Annotated in this window: 22 protein-coding genes and 1 tRNA gene; 16 read left to right on the forward strand and 7 right to left on the reverse strand. The window is 70.7% G+C overall.

Annotated elements, in window-relative coordinates; genetic code table 11:
• Positions 1–170 precede the first annotated feature (170 nt).
• On the reverse strand, positions 171–572 hold the full coding sequence (locus tag POF73_RS01305) for a hypothetical protein (RefSeq protein ID WP_272112474.1): 402 nt from the start codon (positions 570–572) through the stop codon (positions 171–173).
• A gap of 258 nt (positions 573–830) precedes the next feature.
• On the opposite strand from POF73_RS01305, the gene POF73_RS01310 reads away from it, so the two are divergent.
• The 4 genes from POF73_RS01310 (at position 831) to POF73_RS01325 (ending at position 3593) form a co-directional block, all read left to right on the forward strand.
• A complete protein-coding gene (locus POF73_RS01310) occupies positions 831–1553 on the forward strand; it encodes a glycoside hydrolase family 16 protein (protein ID WP_272112475.1) in 723 nt (240 codons plus the stop codon).
• Positions 1550–2164: a vitamin K epoxide reductase family protein gene (locus POF73_RS01315; RefSeq protein WP_272112476.1), complete on the forward strand. Its 615-nt coding sequence runs from the start codon at positions 1550–1552 to the stop codon at positions 2162–2164. Before POF73_RS01310 ends, POF73_RS01315 begins: the two co-directional genes overlap by 4 nt.
• A 90-nt stretch (positions 2165–2254) precedes the next feature.
• Positions 2255–2749: a tyrosinase family oxidase copper chaperone gene (locus POF73_RS01320; protein WP_272112477.1), complete on the forward strand. Its 495-nt coding sequence runs from the start codon at positions 2255–2257 to the stop codon at positions 2747–2749.
• Positions 2733–3593, forward strand: a complete 861-nt coding sequence (locus POF73_RS01325) for a tyrosinase family protein (protein ID WP_272112478.1) — start codon at positions 2733–2735, stop codon at positions 3591–3593. The genes POF73_RS01320 and POF73_RS01325 overlap by 17 nt, the downstream gene beginning before the upstream one ends.
• A gap of 4 nt (positions 3594–3597) precedes the next feature.
• On the opposite strand, the gene POF73_RS01330 is transcribed toward POF73_RS01325, so the two are convergent.
• Positions 3598–4557: a D-2-hydroxyacid dehydrogenase family protein gene (locus tag POF73_RS01330; RefSeq protein ID WP_272112479.1), complete on the reverse strand. Its 960-nt coding sequence runs from the start codon at positions 4555–4557 to the stop codon at positions 3598–3600.
• A gap of 91 nt (positions 4558–4648) precedes the next feature.
• Here POF73_RS01330 and POF73_RS01335 point away from each other — a divergent pair, with 91 nt between their 5' ends.
• A complete protein-coding gene (locus tag POF73_RS01335) occupies positions 4649–5602 on the forward strand; it encodes an NAD-dependent epimerase/dehydratase family protein (RefSeq protein WP_272112480.1) in 954 nt (317 codons plus the stop codon).
• Between the two features lie 107 nt (positions 5603–5709).
• Entirely contained in the window at positions 5710–6564 is an 855-nt protein-coding gene (locus POF73_RS01340; RefSeq protein WP_272112481.1) for an SDR family oxidoreductase, read from the forward strand.
• Between the two features lie 74 nt (positions 6565–6638).
• Here POF73_RS01340 and POF73_RS01345 read toward each other — a convergent pair whose 3' ends face one another.
• On the reverse strand, positions 6639–7298 hold the full coding sequence (locus POF73_RS01345) for a TetR/AcrR family transcriptional regulator (RefSeq protein ID WP_272112482.1): 660 nt from the start codon (positions 7296–7298) through the stop codon (positions 6639–6641).
• A gap of 88 nt (positions 7299–7386) precedes the next feature.
• On the opposite strand from POF73_RS01345, the gene POF73_RS01350 reads away from it, so the two are divergent.
• The 3 genes from POF73_RS01350 to POF73_RS01360 all read left to right on the forward strand — a co-directional run bounded on the left by POF73_RS01350 (position 7387) and on the right by POF73_RS01360 (position 10036).
• Positions 7387–8307, forward strand: coding sequence for an aldo/keto reductase (locus POF73_RS01350; RefSeq protein ID WP_272112572.1), 921 nt, complete (start codon positions 7387–7389; stop codon positions 8305–8307).
• Between the two features lie 203 nt (positions 8308–8510).
• Positions 8511–9116, forward strand: coding sequence for an NADPH-dependent FMN reductase (locus POF73_RS01355; protein ID WP_272112483.1), 606 nt, complete (start codon positions 8511–8513; stop codon positions 9114–9116).
• Positions 9117–9217: 101 nt separating this feature from the next.
• Entirely contained in the window at positions 9218–10036 is an 819-nt protein-coding gene (locus tag POF73_RS01360) for an SDR family NAD(P)-dependent oxidoreductase (RefSeq protein ID WP_272112484.1), read from the forward strand.
• A gap of 12 nt (positions 10037–10048) precedes the next feature.
• On the opposite strand, the gene POF73_RS01365 is transcribed toward POF73_RS01360, so the two are convergent.
• Positions 10049–10121 (reverse strand) — tRNA-Arg (locus POF73_RS01365).
• Positions 10122–10442: 321 nt separating this feature from the next.
• On the opposite strand from POF73_RS01365, the gene POF73_RS01370 reads away from it, so the two are divergent.
• From POF73_RS01370 to POF73_RS01385, 4 genes are all read left to right on the forward strand, one after another.
• Entirely contained in the window at positions 10443–12050 is a 1608-nt protein-coding gene (locus tag POF73_RS01370; protein WP_272112485.1) for a dynamin family protein, read from the forward strand.
• A 3-nt stretch (positions 12051–12053) separates the two neighbouring features.
• On the forward strand, positions 12054–14336 hold the full coding sequence (locus POF73_RS01375) for a GTPase (protein ID WP_272112486.1): 2283 nt from the start codon (positions 12054–12056) through the stop codon (positions 14334–14336).
• Between the two features lie 694 nt (positions 14337–15030).
• Positions 15031–15495 carry a single-stranded DNA-binding protein gene (locus tag POF73_RS01380; protein WP_272112487.1) on the forward strand — a complete coding sequence of 155 codons (465 nt, stop codon included), beginning with the start codon at positions 15031–15033 and terminating at the stop codon, positions 15493–15495.
• Positions 15496–15810: 315 nt separating this feature from the next.
• The gene (locus tag POF73_RS01385; RefSeq protein ID WP_272112488.1) at positions 15811–17229 is read left to right on the forward strand and encodes a Cys-Gln thioester bond-forming surface protein; all 1419 of its coding nucleotides are present in this window, start codon (positions 15811–15813) and stop codon (positions 17227–17229) included.
• Positions 17230–17518: 289 nt separating this feature from the next.
• Here the strand turns inward: POF73_RS01385 and POF73_RS01390 are convergent, their stop codons facing one another.
• Complete coding sequence (locus POF73_RS01390) at positions 17519–17794, reverse strand: hypothetical protein (protein ID WP_272112490.1); 276 nt, start codon at positions 17792–17794, stop codon at positions 17519–17521.
• Between the two features lie 143 nt (positions 17795–17937).
• Positions 17938–18258, reverse strand: coding sequence for a hypothetical protein (locus tag POF73_RS01395; protein WP_272112491.1), 321 nt, complete (start codon positions 18256–18258; stop codon positions 17938–17940).
• Between the two features lie 354 nt (positions 18259–18612).
• On the opposite strand from POF73_RS01395, the gene ettA reads away from it, so the two are divergent.
• Genes ettA through POF73_RS01415 form a run of 3 tightly spaced genes read left to right on the forward strand, consistent with a single transcriptional unit; the run spans position 18613 to position 21404 of the window.
• A complete protein-coding gene (gene ettA, locus POF73_RS01405; RefSeq protein ID WP_272112493.1) occupies positions 18613–20277 on the forward strand; it encodes an energy-dependent translational throttle protein EttA in 1665 nt (554 codons plus the stop codon).
• A gap of 6 nt (positions 20278–20283) precedes the next feature.
• Entirely contained in the window at positions 20284–20739 is a 456-nt protein-coding gene (locus tag POF73_RS01410) for an acyl-CoA thioesterase (RefSeq protein ID WP_272112494.1), read from the forward strand.
• Positions 20736–21404 carry a hypothetical protein gene (locus tag POF73_RS01415; protein ID WP_272112495.1) on the forward strand — a complete coding sequence of 223 codons (669 nt, stop codon included), beginning with the start codon at positions 20736–20738 and terminating at the stop codon, positions 21402–21404. The genes POF73_RS01410 and POF73_RS01415 overlap by 4 nt, the downstream gene beginning before the upstream one ends.
• A 268-nt stretch (positions 21405–21672) precedes the next feature.
• On the opposite strand, the gene POF73_RS01420 is transcribed toward POF73_RS01415, so the two are convergent.
• Positions 21673–22086 carry a globin gene (locus tag POF73_RS01420; protein WP_272112496.1) on the reverse strand — a complete coding sequence of 138 codons (414 nt, stop codon included), beginning with the start codon at positions 22084–22086 and terminating at the stop codon, positions 21673–21675.
• Positions 22087–22212: the final 126 nt, after the last annotated feature.

A 22212-nucleotide genomic window follows, 5' to 3' on the forward strand; every position in this document is an offset into this window, starting at 1 on the left:
GGATGGCGCAACCTTGCGTGCCCGAAATCTCTGTGGAGTTCCGGGAGTGACATGCATCCGGCCCACCGGCAGGGTGCGGGCCGGTGGGCCGGAGTGTGGTTCGCGGGTGCCGAGAACCGGATCAGAGTGTCAGAATTCCGGGACCAGAGACTTGTACGGTTGCCGCGTCGTCACTGGGACTTGGGAAGGAAGGAGCCGATGCCGGACGCGGTCGGCGCCTTCAATGGGTGGACCTGGACGGAACCGCTTCCGATCGCGTTCTTCACCGGAATCGTGGGCCGCTTGGCGGCATCCGGGTCCATTCCGTCCAGGTACACACCGGACATTCCCACTGCACTCTTGTTGTTCTTGTCGAACGCGCTGCCCTTCGCGACCCCGCCGTCGCGGGCCAGCCGCGTCACGGCGTCGGCCGCGGGCAGGATCGCCGGGCTCACCTTGGTCGGAGACATGAGCCCGAGCGGGCTGGTGGAGATCCCCGAACCTCCCGTGGCGGCCACCGCAGCCGCGGCGGAGCCGCCCACAAGACCCGCACCGATGGCCAATGCCGCAGTGGTGAAAACTGCCTTCTTCATGATTCACCTCGCTGGAAAGTACCTCTGATCCGACGGTTGGAGAACATAGCAGTCCAAGGCCCATGTAAAAGCGACGCGTTGCTCCATACGCGTGAAAGTGGCGGGGGTGAAGAATGGAATGCACAGAGGCATTCGGAGGGATTGACATCTGGTCGGCGAATCGATTGATCGTATGGTGCACACGGCCCAATTCGATCGCCTGAACGAGCTGTATACGGTTGAATTGGGAAACGTGGCAGGTGGCCTACCCTCGCCGCCATGACCATCGACACCGCCACGTTCACGCCGACCTGGTCTGAGGAGTTCGACGCCCCGATCGCATGGGGCGCCAAATGGGTCGGCGACCGGTCCAGCGCCTACCGCCACGGCGATCACAACCCGGACGACAACAAACTCGACTGGCTCGACCCCGGCTGTGTGACCGTCGCGGGCGGCATGGCCACCTTCACCGCCACCCCGGCCGGCCGCACCCTTGAGAACGGCCGGCCGGCCTGGCGCACCGGGCTGCTCACCACCGAGTACTCCGCCGAGGGCTTCCAGGTGCGCACCGGCGACCACATCGAGACCCGCGTCAGACTGCCCTCGGCCACCGGGGCCTGGCCGGCGCTGTGGACCTGGAAGGACGGCGCGAACGAGATCGACTCCTTCGAGTACCACCCGGACAACCCCGACCTGCTGGAGCTGTCCAACCACGTCACCTGCTCCCCGGCCTCCTCGGCGTACCACACCGACGCCGACGCGATCGGCCCCGACCGGTGGGTGACCATCGGCACCCGCTACGGCGCGCGGTGCGTCGAGTGGTACGTCAACGGAGACCGCGTCCACTGCGACGGCACCGGCGTCGGCGCCGACTGGTCGGCGTACCTGATCCTGAACCTGTCGCTCAGCGCCGGCGAGCACCACCCGGCCCCCTGCGGTCCGGCGCCGGTCACGTTCGCCGTCGACTACCTCCGCGTCTACCGCGAGGCCTCCCGGTGGTGACCCCGGCTCCATCCCCGTCCCGGGCCCCCGGCTCGGCCCTGGCCCCATCCCGTGCCTTCGCCCTCCTGCTGGTGCTCACCGGGGCGGCCGGCCTGCTCGCCTCCTGGGTCATCACGCTCGACAAGTTCAAGCTGCTGGAGGACCCGGACTTCACCCCGGGCTGCAGCCTCAACCCGGTGCTGTCCTGCGGCAGCGTGATGGAGAGCGACCAGGCCGAGGCCTTCGGGTTCCCCAACCCGATGCTGGGTCTGGTGACGTACGCCGTCGTGATCTGTGTCGGCGTCAGTCTGCTTGCCGGGGCCGCCTTCCCGCGCTGGTACTGGCTGACCTTCGAGACCGGATGCCTCTTCGGGATCGGGTTCGTGTCCTGGCTGCAGTTCCAGTCGCTGTACCGGATCAACGCCCTGTGCCTGTGGTGCTGTCTGGCCTGGCTCGCGACGATCGTGCTGTTCTGGTACGTGACGTCCTTCATCGTGCGCAGCGGCTTCCTGCCCGCGCCTGCCCCGGTGCGGACGTTCTTCGCGGAGTTCACCTGGATGCTGCCGGTGCTGCACACCGGGATCGTCGGGATGCTGATCCTGACCCGCTGGTGGGACTTCTGGACGAGCTGACGATTGCACCGTATGGGCGCCCCCGCGGTGACCGTGGGGCACCCCGGACGGTTACTCGTACGAACAGCCGAACCGTACGAGGAGTGAGCGATGGCCGTCAGTGCAGACGGGATGTCGGTGGGTCCGGCGCAGGGGGCGGGCACCCCGAGGAACGGTGAGCCGGAGCGGCGGACACGGCGGGAGTTGGCGCGGCTGCTGTTCGGCTCCGCGGCCGTGGCGCTCACGCCGGTGCTCGCCGCCTCCCGGCCCTCGGAGTCCGCGGACCGGCGGCCGCGCGACATCCCCTTCGACGAGACCTACCGCGGCCGCCGTATCCAGGGCACCCCGCTGCCCCTCGCGGGACTCACCGCCCTCGGCGCCGACTGGCGCGTCACCGTGGACGGCCACCCGCTGCATCTGATGCGACGTGCCGACGGCACCTGGCTGAGCATGCTCGACCACTACAGCTGGTACCGGACTCCGCTGGAGGCGACCCGAGCGGCCGTCGACGAACTCGGACCCCGCAGGCGGCTGCGCGACTGGGCGCCCGGACCGTTCGACGGCGGGCACCCGCACAGGGAGGCGGAGTATGGCGTACGTGCGTAAGAACGTGAGCAGGCTGACGCGCACCGAGCGGCGGCGGTTCATCGAGGCGCTGCTTGAGGTCAAACGACGCGGCGAGTACGACGAGTTCGTACGGCTGCACATCGTGCACTTCCGCGGCGACGGCGACCGAGGTCTGCGTGCCGCCCATATGACCCCCTCCTTCCTGCCCTGGCACCGGCAGTTCCTGCTGGACATGGAGAACGCCCTGCGCCGGGTCGACTCCTCGGTGACGGTGCCGTACTGGGACTGGACCCGGGACCGGTCGGCCACCTCGCTGCCCTGGACCGACGATCTGCTCGGCGGCAACGGCCGGCGCGGGGACCGGCAGGTGGTCACCGGACCGTTCGCCTACGCGGGCGGCCGGTGGACCCTCAGGGAGAGCATCACCGACATCAACTTCCTCACCCGTGACCTGGGCCGCGCCCGGGACCCGATCTCCCTGCCCACCCAGAGCGATCTGGACTGGGCGCTGAGGGACCCCGTCTACGACGTAGCCCCCTGGGACTCGACGGTCACCAGGGGATTCCGCAACAAGATGGAGGGGTGGGGCAACGGCAGGATCCCCTGGCACAACCACAACCGGGTGCACCGCTGGGTCGGGGGCGCCATGCTCGGCGGCGCGTCCGTCAACGATCCCGTGTTCTGGCTGCACCACGCCTTCGTGGACATGCAGTGGCAGCGCTGGCAGCAGCGCCGGCGCAACCACCGCTACCTGCCGGCCACGCCACCCGGCCGGGGCAGCGCCCAGTACGGGCGGATCGTCTCCCGCCACGAGCCGATGCCGCCGTGGGACGTGACGCCGGACGAACTGGAGGACCTGTCCGGGATCTACCGGTACGCCTGACCCCTCAGGGCAGCCGTCGTACCGGGGAACCCGCCAGGTACGCCTGGATGTCCTCGACCGCCTGGCCGTAGTACGTCGCGTAGTTGGCCTGCGAGACATAGCCGAGGTGGGGTGTGGCGAGCAGGCGGGGGGCCGTGCGCATCGGGTGGTCGGCGGGGAGGGGTTCGACGTCGAAGACGTCGACGCCGGCGCCGGCGATACGGCCCTCGTGCAGGGCGGCGAGCAGGGCGTCCTGGTCGACGATCGCCGCGCGCGAGGTGTTGATCAGGTAGGCGGTCGGCTTGAGCAGGGCGAGTTCGGGTGCGCCGAGCAGGCCGCGGGTGCGGTCGCTCAGGGCGAGGTGGACGGAGACGTAGTCGCTCTCGGCGAGCAACTCCTCCTTGGACGCGGCCAGATGGACGCCCACCTCGTCGGCGTACTCCTTGGTGAGGTTCTGGCTCCAGGCGCTGACGTGCATGCCGAAGGCGAGGCCGACCTGCGCCACCCGGCTGCCGATCTTGCCCAGGCCCAGCAGTCCGAGCCGGCGGCCGTGCAGGTCGGCGCCGACCGTGCTCTGCCAGGGGCCGCCGCCGCGCAGGGCGTCGCTCTCCACGACGATGCCGCGGGCCAGACCGAGCAGCAGGGCCCAGGTGAGCTCGACGGGCGGGGTCGAGGAGCTGGCCGTGCCGCAGACGGTGACGCCGTGCGCCTCGGCGGCGGCGTAGTCGATGACCGAGTTGCGCATGCCGGAGGCGATCAGCAGCCGCAGCCGGGGGAGGCGGGCGATCAGGGAGGCGGGGAAGGGGACGCGTTCCCGCAGGGTGACGACGATGTCGAAGTCCGCGAGGGCGTCGGCGAGGGCGTCCTCGTCGGGGAAGTGGGTGGTGAAGGAGACGACCTCCACGTCGTCCGCGAGCGGCGACCAGTCCGCGACCTCGGTCGCCGCGTTCTGGAAGTCGTCGAGCACAGCACAGCGCAACCGCACGGCAGTTCCTTTCCATGGCCAGGGAAACGACTTTACGTAACGTGCTTGCATCTGCGGAGCGCGGATCATCGGCCTAGAGAGAGGGCCCACCTTGTCACCACGCATCCTCATCACCGGAGGCAGCGGCTTCATCGGCGGGCATGTCGTCGCCGCCCTGCGGGAGCCGGGCGGCGGCATACCGTCCGGGGTCCGGCTCCTGCTGCGTGACCCGGCAGGCCACGGCTCTGCCGACGGTGGCCCGGCAGCGGACGTCGTACGAGCGGACCTCGCCGACCCGGCCTCCCTGCGCGGTGTCTGCGACGGCGTCGACGTCGTCCTGCACTGCGCCTCCCACGTCGGCGACGACGAACGGCTCACCGAGACCGTCAACGACCACGGCACCCGCGCCCTGGTCGAGGAGGCGACCCGGGCCGGCGTGGCCCGTGTCGTCTACGTGAGCACGGCCGCCGTGTACGGCCGAGGCCCCTTCACCGACGCCCCCGCGCACGAGTTGCCGCTCGCGCCCGCCTCACCGACCAGCCGTTCCCGAGCCGCCGCCGAACGGCATGTGCTGGACGCGGGAGGGGCCGCACTGCGCCCGCATCTGGTGCTCGGGGCCGGGGACCGATGGGTGGTGCCAGGGATGGCCGCCCTGACGGGAATGCTGTCGGCACGTCTGAAGGGGTGCACCGCCCGGCAGTCCGTCGTCGACGTACGGGCGTTGGCGCGCGCGGTAGTCGCCGCGGGGCTGTCGGAGCAGGCCCTGACGGGTGCGCATCACGCCAACCACCCGGAGCCGGTGGAGAGTTCGGACCTGATGGACACGGTGGCCGACCGGCTCGGCCTGCGGTTGCCGGACCCGCCCCTGGACCTCGACCAGGCCCGGACCCGGCTCGCCGCGAAGCCGCGCGCACTGCACCACCTCGGCATGCTCGCCGTGGACCACTGGTTCGCGGACGGCGGCTTCTGGGCGCGCGTGGGCGTCGATCCCGGGACGGGATTCACGCAGAGCCTTGCACAGCACGCCCCGTGGTACCGGGAGTACCGGGAGGTCCTGGAGCGCTGACGGCAGGCACGGGCGGGGGTGCGGAACTCCTCCCGCTCCTCGTCCCCGCTCCTCGTCCCCGCTCCTCGTCCCGCACCTCCTGGCCCCTTCCGATACACAGGACCATCGTGAATACCAAGCGCGCACTGACGGACAAGATTGCCCTGGTCACCGGGGCCGGCCGGGGCATCGGCAGAGGCATCGCCGAGCGGCTTGCCCGGGACGGGGCGCTGGTCGCGGTCCACTACGGCCACAGCACGGCCGCGGCGCTGGAAGTCGTCGCGGAGATACGCAAGAACGGCGGACGGGCCTTCCCGGTCTGGGCGGAGCTGGGGGTACCCGGCGACGCCGACGCCGTGTTCGCCGCCTTCGACGCGGGGTTGCGGGAGCACACCGAGGCGGAGGCGGATAAGGACGCGGCTGCGGAGGAGGCGGCTGTGGAGGAGGAGGTGGCTGTGGAGGTGGCGTCCGGCGGTCGGGTCGGCTCGCTCGACATACTCGTGAACAACGCAGGAGTGAGCGGTTCGGGGCCGATCGGGGAGGCGGTGCCCGAGATCTTCGACCGCATGATCGCCGTAAACGCGAAGGCGCCGTTCTTCCTGACGCAGCGTGCGCTGCCGCGGATGCGGGACGGCGGGCGGATCATCAACATCTCCTCGCTCGCCTCACGGCGCGCCTTCCCCGAGTCCGTCGCGTACGCCATGTCCAAGGGCGCGCTGGACACGATGACCCTGTGCCTGGCGAAGGAGCTCGGTGGCCGTGGCATCACGGTCAACACGGTCGGGCCGGGGTTCATCGAGACCGACATGAACGCCCGGCGCAGGAAGACCCCCGAGGCGGCCGCCGCCCTGGCCGAGCGCTCCCTCTTCAACCGCATCGGCCGGCCGTCCGACGTGGCGGACGTGGTGGCGTTCCTGGCCTCCGACGACTCCCGTTGGATCACGGGGCAGTACCTCGACGTCAGTGGCGGCACCGATATGTGACGGGTGAGGGCCGGGGTGATGGCCTTGGGCGATGGCCTGAGGGACGGGCGCGGCGACGGGCGGCGCGAGGCGGTTCAGTCGCGGGGCAGATGACCGTAGAGGAAGGCGTGTACGCCGGCCGCCGCGATCTCGTGGGTCTCGGCGTCGGAGAGTGCGCCGAAGCCCGTCCGCCCCCGGCCCCAGGTGTTGGTGACCAGCACCACGAAGTGCTGGGCGGTGAGTTCGGAGTCCCGAACCTGGAGCAGCCCGCGCTCGGCGAGCCGGGCCATCCGGGCGGCGAGGGTGCGCTGCACGCGCAGGGGCCCGGCCTTCTGCCAGGCGTCGTGGAGGGCGGCGGGGAAGTTCTCGCCCTCGGCGTTGATCCGGGCGACGATCGCGACGTGGTCGGCGAACTCCGGGCGCGGCCGCACCCAGTCCTCGGCGAGCCCCACCAGGTCGGCCTCCAGATCGGCGGCGCTCGACGTGCCGCCGAGGTGGCGCTCGATCATCGCCTCGTGGGCGGCGGCGACCTGCTCCGAGCTCTCGATGAGGACGGTCGCGAAGAGCTGTTCCTTGTTCTCGAAGTGGTTGTAGATCGTGCGGGTCGACACACAGGCCTCGGTGGCGATCACATCGATGCTCGCCCCCTGGTAGCCGACCCGCCCGAAGACCTTCCGGGAGGCCCGCATGATGGCCTGCCGCTTCTCCGGGAACCCCTTGCGCGGCCGGTTCTGCCCGCCGTCCGACCTGGTCATCGTGGTACCTCCGCATCGATTACAACGACCACTTTACTAGTTGCAATGCACGTTGTACTTTACCGGGGTGAGTGGTTCGCACACCGGTATGAACTTCGCTCAAGCAGGGAGGTACCCCATCGGCACCGGCCTCGTCGTCCCCGTACAGGGACTTGGCTGTATGCGGATGACCGAACCCGCCGCGGCCACCGGCCCGTCCGAGGCCGCCGCCGTCATCAACCGGGCGCTGGACCTCGGCGCCACGATGATCGACACCTCCGACATGTACGGCCGCGGCCGAGGCGAGGAACTGGTCGGCCGGGCCCTGCGCCACCGCCGCGACGAGGCCGTGCTGTGCACGAGGTTCGGTGTGGTCCTCGGCCCGGGTGACAGCTGGTGGGTGCGCGGCGACGCCCCCTTCGTACGGGCGTCCTGCGAGGCCAGCCTGAAACGCCTGGGTACGGATGTCATCGACCTGTACTACCTGGCCCGTCCGCACGTGGACGTGGAGCTGGAGGAGACCGTCGGCGCCATGGCCGACCTGGTCGCCGAGGGCAAGGTGCGCCACATCGGCCTCAGCGAGGTCAGCGGTGAGGAACTGCGCCGCGCCCATGCCGTGCACCCGATTTCGGCGGTGCAGTCGGAGTGGTCGCTGGGCGCCCGCCGGATCGAGGCGATGGTGCCGGTCTGCGCCGAACTCGGCGTCGGCGTGGTGCCGTTCTCACCGAACGGCCGCGGTCTGCTCAGCGCCCGGGACGACCGCTCGGCGCAGCTCGCCCGGACCTTCCCCGGCCGGGAGGGACTGCCCGCCGTACTGCGCGAGATCGCCGGCGAACGGGGCGTACGCCCGGGCCAGATCGCGCTGGCCTGGGTCCATCACCGGGCCAGGGTGTGGCGGGTCCCGGTCACCCCGATCCCCGGCACGAGCCGGGTGGACCACCTGGAGGAGAACGTCGCCGCGGCGGGCATCGAGCTCACCGACGACGAACTGGCCCGGCTCGACGGCGTGTCGGCCGGGACGGGCGGGTGAGCCGGGACCGGCCGGCCGCATGCGTTCACGCCCTGGTGAAGCCGTTTGACGAGCCTTTTTGACGAAGCCCGTTTGGCGAGGCCGTTTGGCGAAGCCCGATCGACGAAGCCCGATCGACGAGGCCGATCGGCGAAGCCCGTTCGATGCGGCCCCGCATGAGAACAGTCCGCATGAGAACAGCCCCTATTGGAGGAGCACCCAGCATGTCCGCACACCCCCTGAAGCTCGTCGTCATACTCGGTTCCGTCCGCGAGGGCCGGTTCGGTGAGGTGGTGACGAACTGGTTCGCCGGGCCGGCGAAGGAGCACGGCGCCTTCGACGTCGAGGTCGTCGACCTCGCCGAGACGGAGCTGCCGCTGGCCCTTCCGGCGATACCGCCCGCCATGGCCACCGAGGAACTGCGCCCGGCCGGGATGCTCCCGCTCTCCGCGAAGCTGGCCGCGGCCGACGCGTTCGTCGTCGTGACCCCCGAGTACAACCACAGCTTCCCCGCCTCCCTCAAGGCCCTCATCGACTGGCACTTCACCGAGTGGCAGGCCAAGCCGGTCGGCTTCGTCTCCTACGGCGCCCAGAGCGGCGGCCTGCGCGCTGTCGAGCAACTCCGCCAGGTCTTCGCCGAACTGCACGCCGTCACCGTCCGCGACGGGGTGGCCTTCCCGTTCTACTGGGAGGCGTTCGGCGAGGACGGCAGCCCGAACGACACCGACGGCACGAACGGCGCCGCCAAGGTGATGCTGGACGAGCTGGCCTGGTGGGGGAGGGCGCTGCACGAGGCGCGGGCGAAGTCGCCGTACAGCCCGCAGGCCTGAACAGCAAGAACGCCGTCCTCCTTGTCTCAAAGTCGTCAACGACGGATCGGTGAGTTCTAGGCTCGGGTGCGCCATGTGATCCCGAAGGAGCCAGAACAGCAGTGACGGACAAGCGAGTTTTCATCGTGACCGGCGGCGGTACGGGCATTGGGGCGGCCACCGTGCGTCTGCTCCGCGAGGGCGGCCACCAGGTGGTCGCCTCCGGTCGGCGGAGCGAGCCGTTGCGACGCCTCGAAGAGGAGACCGGGGCGCTCGCGTACCCGTCCGACGTGGGGGATCCCGAGGCCGCCGACGGTCTCGTCCGGGCCGCCCTGGACGCGCATGGACGACTCGACGGACTTGTGCTCAACGCGGGCATCGGGCGCGGGGGAGCCGTGGGCGACCTGTCGTTGGAGGACTGGGACGAGGTGATGCGCACCAACGTCACCGGCCCGCTGCTGCTCCTGCGCGCGGCGATCCCGCACCTGGTGCAGGCGCGCGGGGCGGTGGTCGCCGTCGCCTCGGTCGCCGCGTTGCGCAACGGCACGGCCAACGCCCCGTACGCCACGTCCAAGGCCGCCCTGCTTCAGCTCTGCCGTTCCGTCGCCGTCGACTACGGGCGGCAGGGGGTGCGGGCCAACATCGTGTGTCCGAGCTGGGTGAAGAGCGAGATGGCCGACCGGCGCATGGCCCGCTTCGCGGCGGAGGCGGACCTGCCGGGGGACGGCGTGGGAACCGCCTACGAGGAGGTGACCAGGGTCCTGCCCCTGGGGCGGCCGGGTGAGCCGCGTGAGATCGCGGAGGCGATCGGCTGGCTGCTGTCCCCGGCGGCGTCGTTCGTCAACGGCGCCGTACTCACCGTCGACGGCGGCGCGACGGCCCTTGACCCCGGGGCACTGGCCTTCGACTTCCATGTCGCGCCACGCCGCGACGACGACTGACCGTAGGTTGGGCGCCCCCGGCAGGACTCGAACCTGCGGCCAAGCGCTTAGAAGGCGCCTGCTCTATCCACTGAGCTACGGGGGCCGGTTGTGGTGGCCTCGTTCGTGGTGCCCGGGTGTGGGCTGATCCGTGACGTTGCCGGGGACAAGGATAGGGCTCCCGCATCCGTGTCCCTGCTGCTTCGCCTCCGTGGCTCGATGTGGAGGTTCGGTGAAGCGGTCCTGATAATCGCAGGCAGGTACGAATCGTGCACCGCTTTTGGCCTCTTGCGCCCCGGGTGTTGTGCACTCGTTATGCCTGGACTGTGTCTCTGTCCCAGTCGCCCCTTCCGTCCCTTGTGTCCCGTCGGCGCGCAGACATGCTCATATGCTTCAGAATTCCCCTAAAATTGGGCATTCTTCGCATGTGGTGACCTTGGACGTACGGCCTCAGCTGCTCGACGCGATCTCCGCCCTGCGCGACTGTGTCGCCGCCGCACGCTTCCCGCTGCCCCTGGCGGGGGCGCCACGCGCGCGTGCCAACCGCGACGAACTCCTCGCGCAGCTCGACGACTATTTGGTGCCCCGCCTGAGAGAGCCCGAAGCGCCCTTGCTGGCCGTGGTGGGAGGATCCACCGGGGCCGGGAAGTCGACGCTCGTCAACTCCCTCGTGGGCAGACGTGTGACCGAGGCGGGCGTACTGCGGCCGACGACGCGGACTCCTGTGCTGGTCTGCCATCCGGAGGACCATCACTGGTTCAGCGGGATGCGCGTACTGCCCGGCCTCACACGCGTGTGGGTCCCCGAACACGATCCCGCCGACGAACTGATGCTGCCCGGCGAGGATCCCGTGCGCGTGCTCCGACTGGAGACCGCCGACACACTGCCCCCCGGGATCGCCCTCCTCGACGCGCCCGACATCGACTCCCTGCTCGCCGACAACCGTGCCCTCGCCGCCGAACTGATCTGCGCGGCCGACATCTGGGTGATGGTCACGACGGCAGCCCGGTACGCCGACGCCGTCCCCTGGCACCTGCTGCGCACCGCCAAGGAGTATGACGCCACCCTCGTGACCGTCCTGGACAGGGTTCCCCACCAGGTCGTCTCCGAGGTGTCGCGGCAGTACGGCGCACTCCTCACCAAGGCCGGCCTCGGCGAGGTACCCCGCTTCACAGTGCCCGAACTGCCCGAGTCGGCCTGGGGCGGCGGGCTGCTCCCGGCCACGGCCGTCGCACAGCTGCGCAACTGGCTCGTCCACCAGGCCCAGGACCCGACGGCACGCGAGCACACCATGGCCCGTACGGCCAACGGGCTTCTCGACTCCCTCAAGGCCCGCATGCCCGAACTCGCCGCCGCGGCCTCCTCGCAGTACGCCGCCGCACTGCGACTCACCGCCGCCGTCGACGCGGCGTACGACAGCGAGTACGCGCGCGTACGCAGCCGTCTGCAGTCCGGCGCCGTGCTCGCCGGCGACGCCCTGAAGCGCTGGCGCGCCTTCCCGCTCGACTGCACCGCCGGCGAGCTCCTCGACTCGCTGGTGGAGAGCCTGAGCACCCTCCTGCTGTGCGCCGTCACCGCGGCCGACGAACGCGTCGACGACGCCTGGCGGCGCGAACCGGCCGCCGAGGCACCCGAGCTGACGGGCCGGGACCCGAAGCCGGAGACCGTCGAACACCGCATCGGCATGGCCGTACGGCGATGGCGGCGGGAGCTGGAGGAGTACGCCGAGGACGAGGTGAACGACGTCGAACGCGGCGTCGTCCAGGACCCCGAGGTCGTCGCCGCCCTCGTCGCCACCGCGCTGCTCGGCGCCCGCCGGGCACGCTCCGCGGGGGAGGGGCTCGCCGAGCGGATCGGCGCGCACGGGGCGCTGCGGCTGCGCGACCGGGCCGGGCGGCTGCTCGCCGAGCACCTGGACCGGGTCATGCACAACGAACGCGAGCGTCGGCTCGCCCCGCTGGACGGCCTGGAGGTCCACCCGGACCCCCAGGCAGAACTCATCGCCGCGCTGTCCGTACTGCAGAAGGAGAGGTGACCGGTGACTGCCGTCACTGACCAGGACCAAGCGGAACAGGGCCGGACGCAACACCCCGATCGCCCGGAGGACAGCGTCACCACGAACGAGGACACCGCTCCCCAGAACGACGAGCGTGAGAACGACGCCGCGGACGCCCCTTCGGAGGGCGCTTCCGGCGCTTCCGAGAACGGCCACCCGGAGGACGGCGTTCGCGCGGAGGGGAGGCCCCGCGAGGGCGGTGACTCCGCCACGGCCGACGGCTCCGCTGCGGCCGAGGAGCCGGAGAAGCGCAAGCTCTGGCGGAAGCGGGGCAGGCGGGACGAGCCGCCGACCGACGGCCACGCACGCGTGGACGACGGTGACCGCCACGCGCGCGTGCAGAGCGGTGACGGCCGCGCGCGCGGGGGCGACCGCGGTGCCGGCGGCGCCAAGGACGGGGGCGCGTCCCGCCGTACGGCGTCCTCGGCCCGTAAGGAGACGTCTGCTCGTAAGGAGTCGTCTGCCCGTAAGGAGACGTCTGTGCGCAAGGAGGCGCGCAAGGAGACTCGTCCGCGTACGGAGCCGGCCTCCCGCGCGGACACCGCCTCCGACGCGGAGTCCTCGACCCCCTGGGACGACGGGCTGATCGCACGGCGCGTGAACGAGGGCGCCGCTGCGGAGCAGCCCGTCGTGGAGAAGCGGGCCTCCACGCAGCAGCACCATGTGACGCCGCTCGCCTACGACGGGCCGCTGCGGTCCCGGCTCGACGCGCTGCGTGAACTGGTCGGGCTCTCACGCCCCCGGCTCGACAGCAAGACTCTCGCCGAGGCGGGCAAGGTGCTCGACGAGGCGGCGTCGCGGCGCAGGCTCTCCGGGCAGCACACGGTCGTCGCCATCGCCGGGGCCACCGGCAGCGGCAAGTCTCAGCTGTTCAACGCGCTCGCCGGGGTGACCATCTCGGAGACGGGCGTACGACGGCCGACGACGGCCTCGCCCCTGGTGTGCAGTTGGAGCGACGGCGCGGTCGGCCTGATCGACCGGCTCGGCATCCCGCCCCGGCTGCGGCGGCGTCCGGCGCAGAGCGCGGCCTCGGACGGGCAGCTGCGCGGGCTCGTCCTGGTCGACCTCCCCGACCACGACTCGGCGGCCGTGGCCCACCGTGAGCAGGTCGACCGGGTGCTGGCGCTGGTCGACGCGGTCATCTGGGTCGTCGACCCGGAGAAGTACGCCGACGCGGTCCTGCACGAGCGCTATCTGCGGCCCATGGCGGGCCATGCCGAGATCATGTTCGTCGTCCTCAACCAGACCGACCGGCTGCCCGGTGAGGCCACCGACCAGGTCCTCGACGATCTGCGGCGACTGCTCGACGAGGACGGCATCGCCCTGGGCGAGCACGGCGAACCGGGCGCCACGGTGCTCGCGCTGTCCGCACTCACCGGGGACGGCGTCGGTGATCTGCGCGAGGCGCTCGGCCAGTTCGTGGCGCAGCGCGGGGCCGCGGCCCGCAGGATCTCGGCCGATGTGGAGGCCGCCGGGTGGCGGCTGCGGCCCGTGTACGCCGCGCGCCGGCGGACCGGGCTCAGCGAGGAGGACCGGGACGACTTCTCCGCCCGGCTCGCGGACGCCATCGGCGCCACCGCCGCGGGCGAGGCCGCCGAGCGGGCGTGGCTGCGCAACGCCAACCGCGCGTGCGGGACGCCGTGGCTGCGGCTGTGGCGCTGGTACCAGGACCGGGGCGAACCCCCGACGGGACGGCTGTCCCTGCGCGCCCAGACGGACATGGAGTCCACCGCCCGCCAGCGCGTCGAACAGGCGGTGCGAACGGTGGCCGAGCAGGCCTCGGCCGGGCTGCCCGCGCCCTGGGCGCAGGCGGTGCGCGAGGCGGCCGTACGGGGCGCCCAGGGGCTCTCCGAGGCGCTGGACGAGCTGGCCGCGCGGGCCGGCCTGCCGCCGGGGCGGCCACCGCGGCCGGGCTGGTGGCCGGCGGCCGTCCTGGTGCAGGCCGCCATGACGGTCCTTCAGGTCATCGGCGGGCTGTGGCTGGTGGCCCAGATCATCGGGGTCATGGCGCCGAACCTGGGCGTGCCGGTGCTGCTCATGGTGGCCGGCATCGTCGGCGGTCCACTCGTCGAATGGGGCTGCCGGATCGCGGCAAGAGGACCGGCCCGGCGCTACGGCATGGACGCGGAACGACGATTGCGGGAGGCGGCGGCCGGGTGCGGGCGGGCCCGGGTACTGGATCCGGTGGCATCCGAGCTGCTGCGCTATCGGGAGGTTCGCGAGCAGTACGGGCGGGTGATGGGAGTTGGGGGCAAGGTGAGGTGAGGTGATCTGGGGGCGGGGAGGCGGTTTTTGACGGGGCGTTCCAGGGCGACGGGGTGCCCTGGGGTGGTGGGGGGCGTCCTGGGGGCGCCGGGTTTTGAGGTCGCCGGGCTCTGGGGCCGCGGGGAGGTTGGCTCCGCGGGAGTGCTGGGGCCGTGGGAGTGCCGGGAGGGTCGGGTTCTGGGACGGCCGGGGCCCGGGGCGGTCGGGTTCTGGTCCGGTCGGGGCCGGGGCCGGGGTCGGGGCCGGGGGCGGGGGCGGCGGGAGGCTTGGCCTGGCGGGGGGCCCGGATTGGCCGGGTTCTGGGGCGGCTGGCCCCTGGGGCGGAGGGGCCCGGGCGGCGAGGCTCCCCGGGCCGCGGTGCTTGGGCCGCGGGTGCTTGGGCTGGTGGGTTTCCGGGGCGGTGGCTGTGGGATCACTCGTTCGGGTGGCGGAGATATCCACAGGTGAGTGGTGGTCCACAGGGCTCAGCGGGTTCGGCTCGGCGGAGGCAGTCTGGCTTCGCGGCGATCGCGACGGGCGCGGTCGATCGCGGTGACGGCGGTGCACCGGCACGGATCGGGGCGTACCGAGGGCGAACGGGGGACGTCCGCGGGCGTGCCGGGGCGCGCGGCCGTCATGTCGGACGCAGCCGTACGGGACGGGCCCGTACGCGTATCCGCCCGGCCGGAGCGGCCGGGAGAGGGAGGGGTTCGAGATGAACGAGACGACCATCTGCGCGGTGGGCAACGTGGCGACACAGCCGGTGTACCGGGAACTCGCGACGGGACCGTCCGCGCGCTTCCGGCTGGCGGTGACCTCGCGCTATCTGGACCGGGGGAAGAACGAGTGGACCGACGGGCACACCAACTTCTTCACGGTGTGGGCCAATCGGCAGCTCGCGACGAACGCCGCCGGATCGCTGAACGTGGGCGATCCCGTCGTGGTGCACGGCAGGCTGAAGGTGCGCTCGGACGTCCGCGAGGGACAGAGCTGGACCTCGGCCGACATCGACGCGGTGGCGATCGGCCACGACCTCGCCCGCGGCACCACAGCGTTCCGGCGCACCCCACGGGCGGAGGCGGGAGCCACCGCGGCACCGGACCGGCCCGAGCCGGACTGGGAGACGCCGCCGTCGGGCGAAGGATCCCAACAGGCCCCGGAAGCAATGGCAGTGACGTGATGTCAGTCACTCTCCGGAGCTGAGTCCGGCTGAGTCCGGCTGAGTCCGGGCTGACTCTGGAGTCGGCTCCTGAGCTGACCGAAGTGCGGCTTATCGACGAATGCGTTCCCAACGACCCCGGTGGATTTGTCGATAAGCCCTGCTCGCAGGGGATCTTGGCGATAACGATTCCGAGAAGGATCGGCCCTCTGGCGGGATCGCAGGGAAGCGTGGTGCGCCGCGTCCTTAGGATGCCGGGCATAGCTCATGGGGTTTGTGATTCTGCTGGTGGGACCTTCCCCCCACGTCAACGGGTCCTGCTCGAAGGGGAATTCTGTGTTTGCTGCGTTCGCTGCGCTGTCGGTGCGAGGGCGAGGGGTGGCCCGCCTTGCCGCCTCGACCCTGGTGTCCGGGCTCGTCGCCGCCTCGGTGATGGCCGGTGCCGGCCCGGCCGCAGCCGACGGCGCGGCACAGAGTCAGGGCGGGGCGACCGCCACCATAGGCGGCCTGAAGACATACGGCGCGGCCGTCGTCCACGCCGACTCCGGCGACCAGCAGATCTCGGCTGGCCTGTTCGAGATGTCCGTCGACGGTGGCGGCACTCTGCAGACGTACTGCGTCGACATCCACAACCCCACCCAGCGCGACGCCAAGTACCACGAGACGTCCTGGAGCGGCACGTCGCTGGGCGCCAACAAGGAGGCCGGCAAGATCCGCTGGATCCTGCAGAACTCCTACCCGCAGGTGAACGACCTCGCGGCACTCGCAGGCAAGGCGGGCGTCAAGGGCGGCCTCACCGAGCAGGACGCCGCGGCCGGTACCCAGGTGGCCATCTGGCGTTACTCGGACGGCGTGGCCGTCGACGCCCTCGACCCGCAGGCCGAGCAGCTCGCGGACTACCTGGAGAAGAGTGCGCGGGGCGTGGCGGAACCCAGGGCGTCGCTGACGCTCGACCCGCCCGCGGTCTCCGGCCACCCCGGTGAGCGGCTCGGCCCGGTGACGGTCCGCACGGACTCGGAGAGCGTGACGGTGACACCGCCGGCGGACGCGGCCACCAGCGGGGTGCGGATCGTGGACAAGGACGGCAAGCGCGTCACGTCCGCGGCGGACGGCGGCCAGGTGTACTTCGAGGTGCCCGAGAAGGCCGCCGACGGCCAGGCCGAGCTGACGGTGCAGGCCTCGACGACCGTGCCGGTGGGGCGCGCCTTCGCCGCCGAGAGCCGTAGTCAGACGCAGATCCTGGCCGGCTCCAGCGAGTCGACCGTCTCGGCGACGGCCGGCGCGACCTGGGCCAAGACCGGTGCGATACCGGCTCTGTCCGCGGTGGAGAACTGCGACAAGGGCGGCGTCGACATCACCGCGGCCAACGAGGGCGACGCGCCGTTCACCTTCGATCTGCTCGGCATCGAGTACACCATCCCGGCGGGCGAGTCGCGGACGGTGACGGTCCCGCTGCAGGAGGACCAGGCCTACGACTTCACCATCCGGGGCGCGGCCGGCTTCGAGAAGCGGTTCACCGGAGTGCTGGACTGCATGACGCAGGCGTCCGAGGCCGACGCGGCGGGCCCCGCCACCCAGACCCTCAGCGAGCCCAGCCCCGCCACGGTCGGAACGGCGTCGGACGACACCAACCTCGCCGCGACCGGTGGCTCCGACATGACGCCCCTGATCACCGGCCTCGCCATCGGCCTGGTCCTGATCGGCGGCGCGGCCCTGGTCCTCGTACGCAAGAAGGAAGCGCCGACACAGGACTGAGAAATTCAGGCCTGAGGACCGAGGGCCGAGAACTGAGGTCCGAGAATTGAGGCCCGAGAACTCAGACCCGAGAACTGAGAACTGAGCGTCCGACGGGTCGCAGACGCCGGTCAGGGGCCTGACCCGCTCTCGTGGGTCAGGCCCCTGACGTCAGACACCGGTGCGTCGCATCGGCGGGACCCTAAGGCCGCTGCCACGGCCCGTACTCCACCGGTGGGTCCTGCCGTGGAGCACCGGTCCGCACCCGGCAGCCCCCCGGTGTGTCGAGCGGCTGCCGCTGGGATGCGGGCTAGAAGGCCCCGTTGTTGCAGCCCATGGACGAGCCGATGTGGGTGTCCTGGCCACCCGAGTTGCCCTCGCCGTTGAGCGCGTTGCCGAGCACGCCGTTGAGCAGGCCCACCTGGCCGAGGACATCGAGGTTCAGGTCGTGCGACTTGCAGTTGGAGCTCTGCAGGACCGAGTTGCCGTGACCGTCCATGCCCTGAGCGGTGGCCGTGCCGGTGGTCAGGAGGCCGACGCTGCCAAGGGCGGCGACCAGGACGGAAGCCTTACGAAGCTTGTGCATGCCATCTCCGGTGAGGTGAGGTGTGTTCGATCCGTGGCGAATCGACTCCGTACAGTCACACGAGAGGTAATATGAAAAGTGATGAAATGTCCCACAGGCGCGCCGTGAGTCGCCGCCAGCGTCACGAGTTGCACCCGGCTGGGTCAGCGGCCGCGGATCCGTGCCTTACGCCGATACCGGCTGCTGACGCCACGTGCCGTCGAGTGGACGCCCGCGGTGGACCCGATCCGGTCACGTGATGCGACCAGTCGCGTCCTCGGCGCCGCCAGGTCCACGTCCACCGGCACGCCATCACGTTTGACCACGCGGCCTGCGACGAGAACGGTGTCCACCGGGCCGGGGTGGCCGGCGCTGACGATGGTGGCGGCCGGGTCGGTGACCGGGAAGACGGTCAGGTCGACGGCGCGTAGCAGGATGATGTCGGCGTCCTTGCCATGAGCGACACCATCGGAGCCCTCGCGCACATCTCCACCGTCGAGGTCACCCCCATCCTGACCGGCGTCAAGAGGACGGGACTGGTCCGACCGGGCAGCCGGGGAGTCCCTCACTGACTCCCACGAGCAGCGACGGTCCGGGGTGCTGGGACGAGACCCACAGGCGATCCATGGGGATGATCTCGTCATCGCTCCGGATGAACGGCCGACGGTCGGTCCAGTCGACGAGATGGAGGGTCTTCCAGTGCAGACCACTCGGGCCCTCGTCAGCGAAACCCCAGGTCAGAGCCCCCCGCCCATACGCGTTTCCCCCCAGGGGTGGCGGTCGGGCAAGATGGGGTGTATCTGCCCACTGCCTGATTTCAAGCTGCCGGACGGTTTCTCTTGGCTGAGTACATCTACACCATGCGCAAGACGCGCAAGGCAATCGGCGACAAGGTCATCCTTGACGACGTCTCGCTGAACTTCCTGCCCGGCGCGAAGATCGGTGTGGTCGGCCCGAACGGAGCCGGTAAGTCGACCATCCTGAAGATCATGGCGGGGCTGGAGCAGCCGTCGAACGGCGATGCCTTCCTGTCGCCGGGGTACACCGTCGGCATCCTGCTGCAGGAGCCGCCGCTGAGCGAGGACAAGACCGTCCTGGAGAACGTCCAGGAGGGTGTCGCCGAGGTCAAGGGCAAGCTCGACCGGTTCAACGAGATCGCCGAGCTGATGGCGACCGACTACTCCGACGCGCTGCTCGACGAGATGGGCAAGCTCCAGGAGGAGCTCGACCACGCCAACGCGTGGGACCTCGACGCTCAGCTGGAGCAGGCCATGGACGCCCTCGGCTGCCCGCCCGGCGACTGGGCCGTCACCAACCTCTCCGGTGGTGAGAAGCGGCGTGTGGCGCTGTGCAAGCTGCTGCTGGAGGCCCCCGACCTGCTGCTCCTCGACGAGCCCACCAACCACCTCGACGCCGAGTCGGTGAACTGGCTGGAGCAGCACCTCGCCAAGTACGAGGGCACCATCGTGGCCGTGACCCACGACCGGTACTTCCTCGACAACGTCGCCGGCTGGATCTGCGAGGTCGACCGCGGCCGCCTGCACGGCTACGAGGGCAACTACTCCAAGTACCTGGAGACCAAGCAGACCCGTCTCAAGGTCGAGGGCCAGAAGGACGCCAAGCGCGCCAAGCGGCTCAAGGAAGAGCTGGAGTGGGTGCGGTCGAACGCCAAGGGGCGGCAGGCCAAGTCCAAGGCGCGTCTGGCTCGGTACGAGGAGATGGCCGCCGAGGCCGACAAGATGCGGAAGCTGGACTTCGAGGAGATCCAGATCCCGCCGGGCCCCCGGCTCGGCAACATCGTCGTCGAGGTCACCAACCTCACGAAGGGCTTCGGCGACAAGGTCCTCATCGACGACCTCAGCTTCACCCTGCCGCGCAACGGCATCGTGGGCGTCATCGGCCCCAACGGCGCCGGCAAGACCACCCTCTTCAAGATGATCCAGGGTCTGGAGACCCCGGACTCCGGCGCCATCAAGGTCGGCGAGACCGTCAAGATCTCGTACGTCGACCAGAGCCGCGCGAACATCGACCCGAAGAAGACCCTGTGGGCGGTCGTCTCCGACGAGCTCGACTACATCAACGTCGGTCAGGTCGAGATGCCGTCCCGCGCCTACGTCTCCGCGTTCGGCTTCAAGGGCCCCGACCAGCAGAAGCCGGCCGGCGTGCTCTCCGGCGGTGAGCGCAACCGCCTCAACCTGGCGCTCACCCTCAAGCAGGGCGGCAACCTGCTGCTCCTCGACGAGCCGACCAACGACCTCGACGTCGAGACCCTCGGCTCCCTGGAGAACGCGCTGCTGGAGTTCCCGGGCGCGGCCGTGGTCGTCTCCCACGACCGTTGGTTCCTGGACCGAGTGGCCACGCACATCCTCGCCTACGAGGGTGACTCCAAGTGGTTCTGGTTCGAGGGCAACTTCGAGTCGTACGAGAAGAACAAGATCGAGCGCCTCGGTCCGGACGCCGCCCGTCCGCACCGCGCCACCTACAAGAAGCTGACCCGGGGCTGATCGGTCTTGCGCCACATCTACCGCTGCCCCCTGCGCTGGTCCGACATGGACGCGTACGGGCATGTCAACAACGCGGTCTTCGTCCGCTACCTGGAGGAAGCCCGTATCGACTTCCTGTTCCGCCCGGAGAAGGACTTCCGGCAGGGGTCGGTGGTGGCGCGGCACGAGATCGACTACAAGCGGCAGCTCGTCCACCGGCACGCGCCCGTGGACATAGAGCTGTGGATCACCGAGATCCGCGCCGCGTCCTTCACCATCACCTGTGAGGTGAAGGACGACGACGTCGTCTACGTCCGGGCCTCGACGGTGGTCGTCCCCTTCGACTTCGAGGCCGAGCGGCCGCGCCGCATCACCGCGGAGGAGAAGGAGTTCCTCCGCGAGTACATGGACGACGAGACCGGCGCGGCCGGCAAGGCCGGGAAATCCGACGAAGCCGACGAGGAGGAGGCCGTCGCCGCATGACGGTGCTCCACCTCGCCGACGAGGGGGAGGCGGCGGATCTCGCGGCCTTCCTCTCCCGGCTGCTCCACTACGACCGTGGAGCCGCGGTGCGTCTGCAGGCGGCCGGCACGGCGCTCGCCGTCTTTGGACGACCGCCGTCCTTCGAGGTGCTGGCCATCCGTGCCGTACGGCTGGCGAAGCCCTACGAGAACGGGCTCGACGTCACCCTGGACGTGACCGTCTCCGCGGGTGAGCTGCTGGAGTCCGTCGACGAGTCGGCGGCCACCGCCGTCGTACCGGACGCCGTGACCGGGCCGCCGTGGGCCGGGGTGCTCCCGCCGCGCGGCGGATGGCGACCGGTGCCGGGGCTGCCCGCGCCCGACGCCCTGCGGGCGATGATCGGTGCGGGGGTCGCCGAATTCCGGTCCCGTACGCAGGAGTTGGCGCCCGAGCTGCGTACCCGGACCGAACTCGACCGGATCGGGCGGGAGATCTGGTCCCGGACCGTCGGGGACACTCACCTGCCGGTACGGGCGGTGCACGCGGCCCAGTCGCTGGGATTCCTGCGTGCCACGGGGGAGCTCGCGTTGTTCTCGTCCGGCGCGTGGCTACGGCTGCGCACACCGTACGGGTCGATCGCCGTACGACGCGCGGGACTCGGCGCGCTCGACGTCAGCGTCCGCTGACAGCCACAGCCACAGCCACAGCCACAGCCACAGCCACAGCCACAGCTACGGTCGCTGTCACACCAGCGGCCAGGGCGTGGTGGGGTAGGGACATGGCGGTGCCTCGGGCAGGGGTGCGTGAAAGGTGCGTGACAGCCGACCGCCTCGCGCACCGTCAGCCGGCTCACGGCCGCCTGCTCGGCGAGCTCGCCCTCCGACGGGAGGGGGGCGTCAGGCGGGCCGATACGGATGGGGCGGGTGCCGGAGCCACCGACGCTCGCCGGAAGGCTCAGCCCGCCGTGTTCACCATCGACGCCGCCGCGTAGGTCAGGTAGTTCCACAGCGTCCGCTCGTGCTCCTCGGAGAGGCCGAGCTCGTCCACGGCGACCCGCATGTGCTTCAGCCAGGCGTCGTGCGCCTCGCGGTCGACGGTGAAGGGGGCGTGGCGCATGCGCAGGCGGGGGTGGCCGCGGTTCTCGCTGTACGTGGTCGGACCGCCCCAGTACTGGATCAGGAAGAAGGTCAGGCGCTCCTCGGCCGGGCCCAGGTCCTCCTCGGGGTACATGGGCCGCAGCAGCGGGTCCTCGGCGACACCCTCGTAGAAACGGTGGACGAGGCGGCGGAAGGTCTCCTCCCCGCCGACCTGCTCGTAGAAGGTCTGCTCCTGAAGCGTGCCGCGCCGAATCTCATTCACACGGTCCATGGTCTCAGACGCGACGACCGAGGACTCCAGGCTTAGGACCAGCCGACCGGCCCTCGCCCAGGGACGGCCGCCTTGAGCCACGTATTCCGGACAGTCCGGCAGGGCGCTCGCCTCGCACCGGCTCCC

It is taken from the genome of Streptomyces sp. HD (genome assembly GCF_028369295.1).
Classification (GTDB): Bacteria; Actinomycetota; Actinomycetes; order Streptomycetales; family Streptomycetaceae; genus Streptomyces.

Bases quoted from the DNA above. Each gene is read 5' to 3' on its own strand.
- POF73_RS01305 (WP_272112474.1), bottom strand. From the start codon at position 572: ATGAAGAAGGCAGTTTTCACCACTGCGGCATTGGCCATCGGTGCGGGT.
- POF73_RS01310 (WP_272112475.1), top strand. From the start codon at position 831: ATGACCATCGACACCGCCACGTTCACGCCGACCTGGTCTGAGGAGTTC.
- POF73_RS01320 (WP_272112477.1), top strand. From the start codon at position 2,255: ATGGCCGTCAGTGCAGACGGGATGTCGGTGGGTCCGGCGCAGGGGGCG.
- POF73_RS01325 (WP_272112478.1), top strand. From the start codon at position 2,733: ATGGCGTACGTGCGTAAGAACGTGAGCAGGCTGACGCGCACCGAGCGG.
- POF73_RS01345 (WP_272112482.1), bottom strand. From the start codon at position 7,298: ATGACCAGGTCGGACGGCGGGCAGAACCGGCCGCGCAAGGGGTTCCCG.
- POF73_RS01350 (WP_272112572.1), top strand. From the start codon at position 7,387: ATGAACTTCGCTCAAGCAGGGAGGTACCCCATCGGCACCGGCCTCGTC.
- POF73_RS01355 (WP_272112483.1), top strand. From the start codon at position 8,511: ATGTCCGCACACCCCCTGAAGCTCGTCGTCATACTCGGTTCCGTCCGC.
- POF73_RS01380 (WP_272112487.1), top strand. From the start codon at position 15,031: ATGAACGAGACGACCATCTGCGCGGTGGGCAACGTGGCGACACAGCCG.
- POF73_RS01390 (WP_272112490.1), bottom strand. From the start codon at position 17,794: ATGCACAAGCTTCGTAAGGCTTCCGTCCTGGTCGCCGCCCTTGGCAGC.
- POF73_RS01415 (WP_272112495.1), top strand. From the start codon at position 20,736: ATGACGGTGCTCCACCTCGCCGACGAGGGGGAGGCGGCGGATCTCGCG.
- POF73_RS01420 (WP_272112496.1), bottom strand. From the start codon at position 22,086: ATGGACCGTGTGAATGAGATTCGGCGCGGCACGCTTCAGGAGCAGACC.